Source organism: Devosia sp. 67-54, from assembly GCF_001899075.1.
Taxonomy (GTDB): domain Bacteria; phylum Pseudomonadota; class Alphaproteobacteria; order Rhizobiales; family Devosiaceae; genus Devosia_A.
In genome coordinates this window covers 1-5173 of record NZ_MKVA01000007.1, presented here as the reverse complement: position 1 = coordinate 5173, position 5173 = coordinate 1, and the positions used below count along the sequence as shown (strand labels likewise).

7 protein-coding genes are annotated in these 5173 nt (G+C 67.1%); 3 read left to right on the top strand and 4 right to left on the bottom strand.

What is annotated here, in order from left to right; all coding sequences use genetic code 11:
• Window positions 1–965 (bottom strand): YbfB/YjiJ family MFS transporter (locus tag BGO82_RS13160; RefSeq protein WP_291306062.1); only part of this gene is annotated, 965 nt, incomplete at its 3' end.
• Between the two features lie 96 nt (window positions 966–1061).
• Between BGO82_RS13160 and BGO82_RS13155 the strand changes: the two genes are divergently transcribed.
• Together BGO82_RS13155 and BGO82_RS13150 are read left to right on the top strand one after the other, a co-directional pair.
• The gene (locus BGO82_RS13155; RefSeq protein ID WP_291306061.1) at window positions 1062–1970 is read left to right on the top strand and encodes a LysR substrate-binding domain-containing protein; all 909 of its coding nucleotides are present in this window, start codon (window positions 1062–1064) and stop codon (window positions 1968–1970) included.
• The gene (locus BGO82_RS13150) at window positions 1960–2352 is read left to right on the top strand and encodes a VOC family protein (RefSeq protein WP_291306060.1); all 393 of its coding nucleotides are present in this window, start codon (window positions 1960–1962) and stop codon (window positions 2350–2352) included. Before BGO82_RS13155 ends, BGO82_RS13150 begins: the two co-directional genes overlap by 11 nt.
• Before the next feature lie 27 nt (window positions 2353–2379).
• Here the strand turns inward: BGO82_RS13150 and BGO82_RS13145 are convergent, their stop codons facing one another.
• From BGO82_RS13145 to BGO82_RS13135, 3 genes are read right to left on the bottom strand one after another with little or no spacing between them, the layout of a single operon-like run.
• A complete protein-coding gene (locus BGO82_RS13145; protein WP_291306059.1) occupies window positions 2380–2847 on the bottom strand; it encodes a cupin domain-containing protein in 468 nt (155 codons plus the stop codon).
• Window positions 2848–2858: 11 nt separating this feature from the next.
• Window positions 2859–3662 carry an MBL fold metallo-hydrolase gene (locus BGO82_RS13140; RefSeq protein WP_291306058.1) on the bottom strand — a complete coding sequence of 268 codons (804 nt, stop codon included), beginning with the start codon at window positions 3660–3662 and terminating at the stop codon, window positions 2859–2861.
• Window positions 3663–3676: 14 nt separating this feature from the next.
• Complete coding sequence (locus BGO82_RS13135) at window positions 3677–4342, bottom strand: glutathione binding-like protein (protein ID WP_291306057.1); 666 nt, start codon at window positions 4340–4342, stop codon at window positions 3677–3679.
• A gap of 128 nt (window positions 4343–4470) precedes the next feature.
• On the opposite strand from BGO82_RS13135, the gene BGO82_RS13130 reads away from it, so the two are divergent.
• Window positions 4471–5173, top strand: a 703-nt coding sequence (locus BGO82_RS13130) for a PLP-dependent aminotransferase family protein (protein ID WP_291306056.1), incomplete at its 3' end; no start/stop codon positions are given.

Below are 5173 nucleotides of genomic sequence, written 5' to 3'. Positions count from 1 at the left end.
TGCGGCGCCAGCAGGCGCGCCTCGCGCATGGTGTACATCACCACGGGCATGGTGGCGATGCCGATCAGCAGCGTGGCCAGCACCAGCGCGGCAAGGCCGCGTCCGCCCACGCTCAACAGCATTCCGCCCGACAACGACACGCTGCACGCAGCCAGCACGGTGCGGTTGTCGATGCGTACGGGCAGCCAGCGCAGCGCCAGCGTGGATGCGGTCATCGCCACGCCGAACAGTGGCCAGAACCATTCGCGCAGCGCCGGCAGGTGCAGCTGCCGTTCGGCGATCAAGGGCAGGAATGCGGCGGGAATCGTGTAGGCGAAACCCAGCAGACCGTACATCGCCACCAGCGTCCAGGCCGGGCCGGACGGTGGTGTGGCGCGCGATGGCGCCGGTGCATTGCCGGCGGTTGCCGTGTCGTCTCCACCCAGGCGCCGCCAGGTCCACGCGAACAGCGCGATGGTGATGACGCCGAACACGATCCACAGGCTGGCCGATGAAGCGCCCAGCGGTCGCGACGTCGCCACCAGCAAACCGCTGCCGACGATGCCCACGCCGGTGCCGCTGAACATCACGTGCTCGAGCAACGGACGTCCGGCCGCGCGCAGGCGCGCCATGCTCCAGGCGATGCCGTGTACCACCAGCGCGGCCGAAGCGATCCCGGCCACGAACCGCCAGGCCAGCCACACATCGAGGCGGGTCGTAAGGCCCATGCCGAGGGTGGCCAGCGCCACCGCAACGGCGCCGATGCGCAGGCTGGCGCGTGGCGGCAGTGGCCAGAGTGCGCAAAGCAGTGCGCCGAGCAGGTAGCCGAGCAGGTTGGTGGAGGCCAGCCAGCCGCCGGCGACCAGGGTCAAGCCGTTGTCGGCCTGCATGAGTGGGAGCAACGGCGTCAGCACGAAACGGCCGATGCCGAGTGCCAGGGCCAGGGTGGTCATGCCGATCAGGGCGGTGCGCAGTTCGCGGTTCATGGGCGGCTTTGGTACCGGAAAGGGCGGCCATGCTAAGCTTCTGCATGCATCGAGTAAAACGAATTATTCGAACACTATTTATCGAAAATATCGATCATGGAACTACGCGAACTGGAAACCTTCCGCGCCGTCGTCGAGAGTGGCGGGATGAATCGTGCGGCGACGCGCCTCAATCGCGCGCAATCCAGCATTACCGCGCGCATCCGCCAGCTGGAATCCTCGCTGGGCGTCTCGTTGTTCGAACACGAGGGCCGTCGCCTGCGCCTGACCGCGGCGGGCGACGTGCTGGTCGGGTACACCGACCGGCTGCTGGCACTGGCCGACGAGACGCGCGCCGCAGTGCGCCGCGACAAGGTGTGCGGACGCCTGCGCCTCGGCACCATGGAAAGCGTGGCGGCCAGCCGCCTGCCGCGGCCATTGGCCGGCTTCCATCAACAGCACCCGGAAATTTCGGTCGAATTGCAAACGGCGCACTCGCGCGAGTTGCTGGCGCGGCTGCAGGCCGGCACCCTGGACGTGGCCATCGTCAGCGACGAAGTGGATGACGAGCGCTTCGCCAGCGTGCCGTGGCACGTCGAGGAATTGGTGCTGGTGGCTGCCGCGGGCGACGCGGTGCGCGATCCGCGGCGCATGGCCGGCGGCACCCTGCTGGTGCTTGGCGGCAATGGCTGCGCCTATCGAAGGCGCTTCGAACAATGGCTGCAGAGCCTGCGCGTGGTGCCGGCGCGCGAACTCGAATTCGCCTCCTACCACGCGATCCTGACGGCCGCCGCCTCGGGCGTCGGCGTCGGCTTGATTCCGCGTTCGGTGCTGGATATTTACTCGCAACGCGATGCCGTGTCGGTGCACAAGGTGCCTGCGCGCATTGCGCGCGTGCGTACCGCCGTGGTGACGCTGCGCGGTCGCCACGTGCCGGCGCTGACGCGGCTGGTCGACAGCCTGCGCCGCGACTTGGTGTCTTCGCGCCAGGGCAGCCGCAAGAACAGGGTGGCGCATGCACATTGACCGGCTCGACCATCTGGTGCTCACGGTGCATGACGTGGAGGCAAGCGTTGCGTTCTACACGCGGGTGCTGGGCATGCGTGCCATCACGTTTGGCAACGGCCGCCGCGCGCTTGCGTTCGACCGCCAAAAGATCAACCTGCATCCGGCCGCGGCGCCGCTGCAACCGCATGCGGCAAGGCCGACGCCCGGTTCAGCCGACCTGTGCCTGATTGCTGCGACGCCCATCGATCGCGTGATGGCCGAATTGCAGCAAGCCGGCGTCGTGGTCGAGCAAGGTCCGGTGGCGCGCACGGGTGCGTCGGGGCCGATCACCTCCGTGTATTTTCGCGATCCCGACGGCAACCTGATCGAGGTGTCCCGCTATCGGGACGACCGGGAATAAGCGCGCGGTGCGCCGGCGTCGGTGCGGTCAGTCCACCAGGTCGAGCAAAGCCAGGCCGTTTTCGCGGCAGAAGCGTTCGTATTCGGCGAGCTGCGTGGCAGCCGATACGCTGGCGCGGATCGAGCCGTCCGGGTTCAGGAACTCGACCGTGCCCATGACCACGACCAGCGCGAGCATGGTGTCGTCGCCCACGATCTTCCACCAGTCGGTGTTGCCGGGCGGCTCGAACACGTAGCCGCCGGGACCGATGATTTCGCCTGTGCACAACTGGCGGCTGCCGCCCAGGTTGTATGCGTGGATTTCGCCGGTGTGGCGATGCAACGGCATCGCCACACCGGGTTCCATCCGCAGCAGTTCGACGAAACCGCGGTCGCCCGAAAGGAAACGCAACGGCTTGGAGGATTTGCCGGGTGTCGCCGACGGAATCCACGGCAGGCCCGCGGGGACCGTGAAGCGCGCGGGAAGGTAATCGCGTGTGCTGGAACCGGAAGTCATGGGCGATCTCCTCACGCCGCATTGGCCAGGTGGCGATCGAACGACGCGTCCAGGATGGCGCGGGCATTGCCGATCAGGTTGCGCCCCCAGGTGAAGCCGTACGCATCGGCGAAGTCGTAGCCGTTCAGCAGTTCACGCATGCGGCGTATCTCGCGCGAAGGCATCGGGACGTAGTTGGGCGCGCTGTACAGGAAAGTGAAGCGCCGGCGATCGGCCGGGATGAACGGCGCATCGCCCGCGAACAGCGCGCCGCCGGCACGCGGCCCATCCTTCCAGTGCAGCACCGTACTGCCCGGGAAATGCCCACCGGCGCGCAGCAAGGTGACGCCAGCGGAAAGTTCCTGCGTATCGCCGCTCCAGAAGCTGATGCGCGCGGATGGACGTTGCATCCATTCGCGATCGGCTTCGTGCAACAGGATCGGTACGCCGCCGAGTGCTTCGCTCCATTCCACCATCGACGAATAGAAATGCGGATGCGAGACCGTGATCAAATCCACGCCGCCGCGCGCATTCAGCGCCGACACCACCTCGTCGGTAACCAGGCTCACGCATTCCCAGAGGATGTTGCCGCCGTCGGTGGGCAGCAGCAGCGCGCGTTGCGGGATGGCGAAGTTTGGCGTGATGCCGAAACCGAGCACGCCGTCGTCGTCTTCGATGCGCAGCCTGTGGCTGCGCGACAGCGCATCGTGGGTGGTCCATTCCTGCATGTGGCCGGCGTTGAACTGGCGATCGTCGTCGCAGATCGGGCAATGCGCTGGCGGCGTGGACGAGTTGGCGAATTGCGTGCCGCAGCTGGTGCAGATGAAGCAGTTCATCGGGCGATCCTCGTTTATTTGGCAGTGGCGACAGCCGCGCCGGGACGCGCGTACACGTCTTCGACGCCTGCATAGGTGCGTCGGGTGGCGGGGCGTTGCGATACCGCCTGGAACCAGCGCGCGAGATCGGGGAATTCGGCAAGGTCTTGGCCGTGTCCCGCGTGCGGCACGATCCATGGGTAGCAGGCGATGTCGGCGATGGAATAATCCTGGCCAGCGATGAATGCGCGCTTCGCGAGGCGACGGTCGAGCACGCCGTAGAGACGCCGCACCTCGCGCGTGTAGCGCTCGATCGCGAATGCGTCAGGCTCGGATGCGTACACGCGGAAATAGCCGGCCTGTCCCGCCGTTGGTCCCAGGCCCGATGTCTGCCAGAACAACCACTGCAGCATTTCGAGTCGGTCGCGTGGATCGTCCGGCAGCAAGCGGCCGGACTTTTCGGCGAGGTACAACAGGATCGCCCCGGACTCGAACACGGTTTGCGGTGCGCCGCCGTCCGCAGGGGCGTGGTCGACGATGGCGGGAATCTTGGCGTTGGGCGAAATGGCCACGAACTCCGGCGCGAATTGCTCGCCCGCCGACAGCCGTACCGGCACAATGCGGTGCGGCAAGCCGGTTTCCTCAAGCAACAACCTGATCTTCTGGCCGTTCGGCGTGGGACTGAAATAGACGTCGATCATGTGTGGTCCGATGTTCGTTCGAGGCCACACGATAGGTGTAATCTGGCACCTTGTTTGATCCAGTTTATGGAGATTACATGGAGCCAGTTTTGCCCTTCGCGGTGGCGCTCCCGCGGGGCTCCGGACGCATGGCGCAAGCCCTGCACGCATTGCTGCGTACGGCCATCCTCGACGGCCGCCTCGCGCCCGGCGCGGCGTTGCCGGCGACGCGCCGGCTGGCGCTGGAACTCGGCGTCGCCCGCAACACCGTGACCACGGCCTACGACTTGCTGGTGGCGGAGGGCTACGTGCTGCCGCACCGCGGCGCCAAGGCGGTCGTTGCCAGGCTTGCGATGCGCCGCGCGGCGAGGCCGGCTTCGTCGCGTGCGCTGGAAGACACCAGGCTGAATCCGATCTGGCGCACACCGCACTTGCGCCAGGAACCCGCACGCGACCTGCCCGAGCGCTGTTTTCGCCTCGGCGTCCCGGAGCATCGCCAGTTTCCGCATGCCATCTGGCGTCGCCTTTCCGCCCGCACATTGCGCGCATGGTCGAAGCAGCGCTTTGCCTATCCTCCCTCGGAGGGTATTCCCGAGCTGCGCGAGGCCATTGCGCAACACGTCGCGTTCACGCGCGCGGTCGCCTGCACGGCGGACGACGTGCTGGTCACCTCGGGCGCGCAGCAGGCTTTCGATCTGCTGGCGCGACTATTGGTGACGCGCGGCCGCACCTGTGTCGCGGTGGAGGATCCGGGCTATCCGCCGGCGCGCGCCACCTTCATCGCCGCCGGTGCGCGTCTGGCGGCGGTTCCGGTCGATGCCGAAGGCCTGTGCGTCGAAGCGCTGCCGAAAG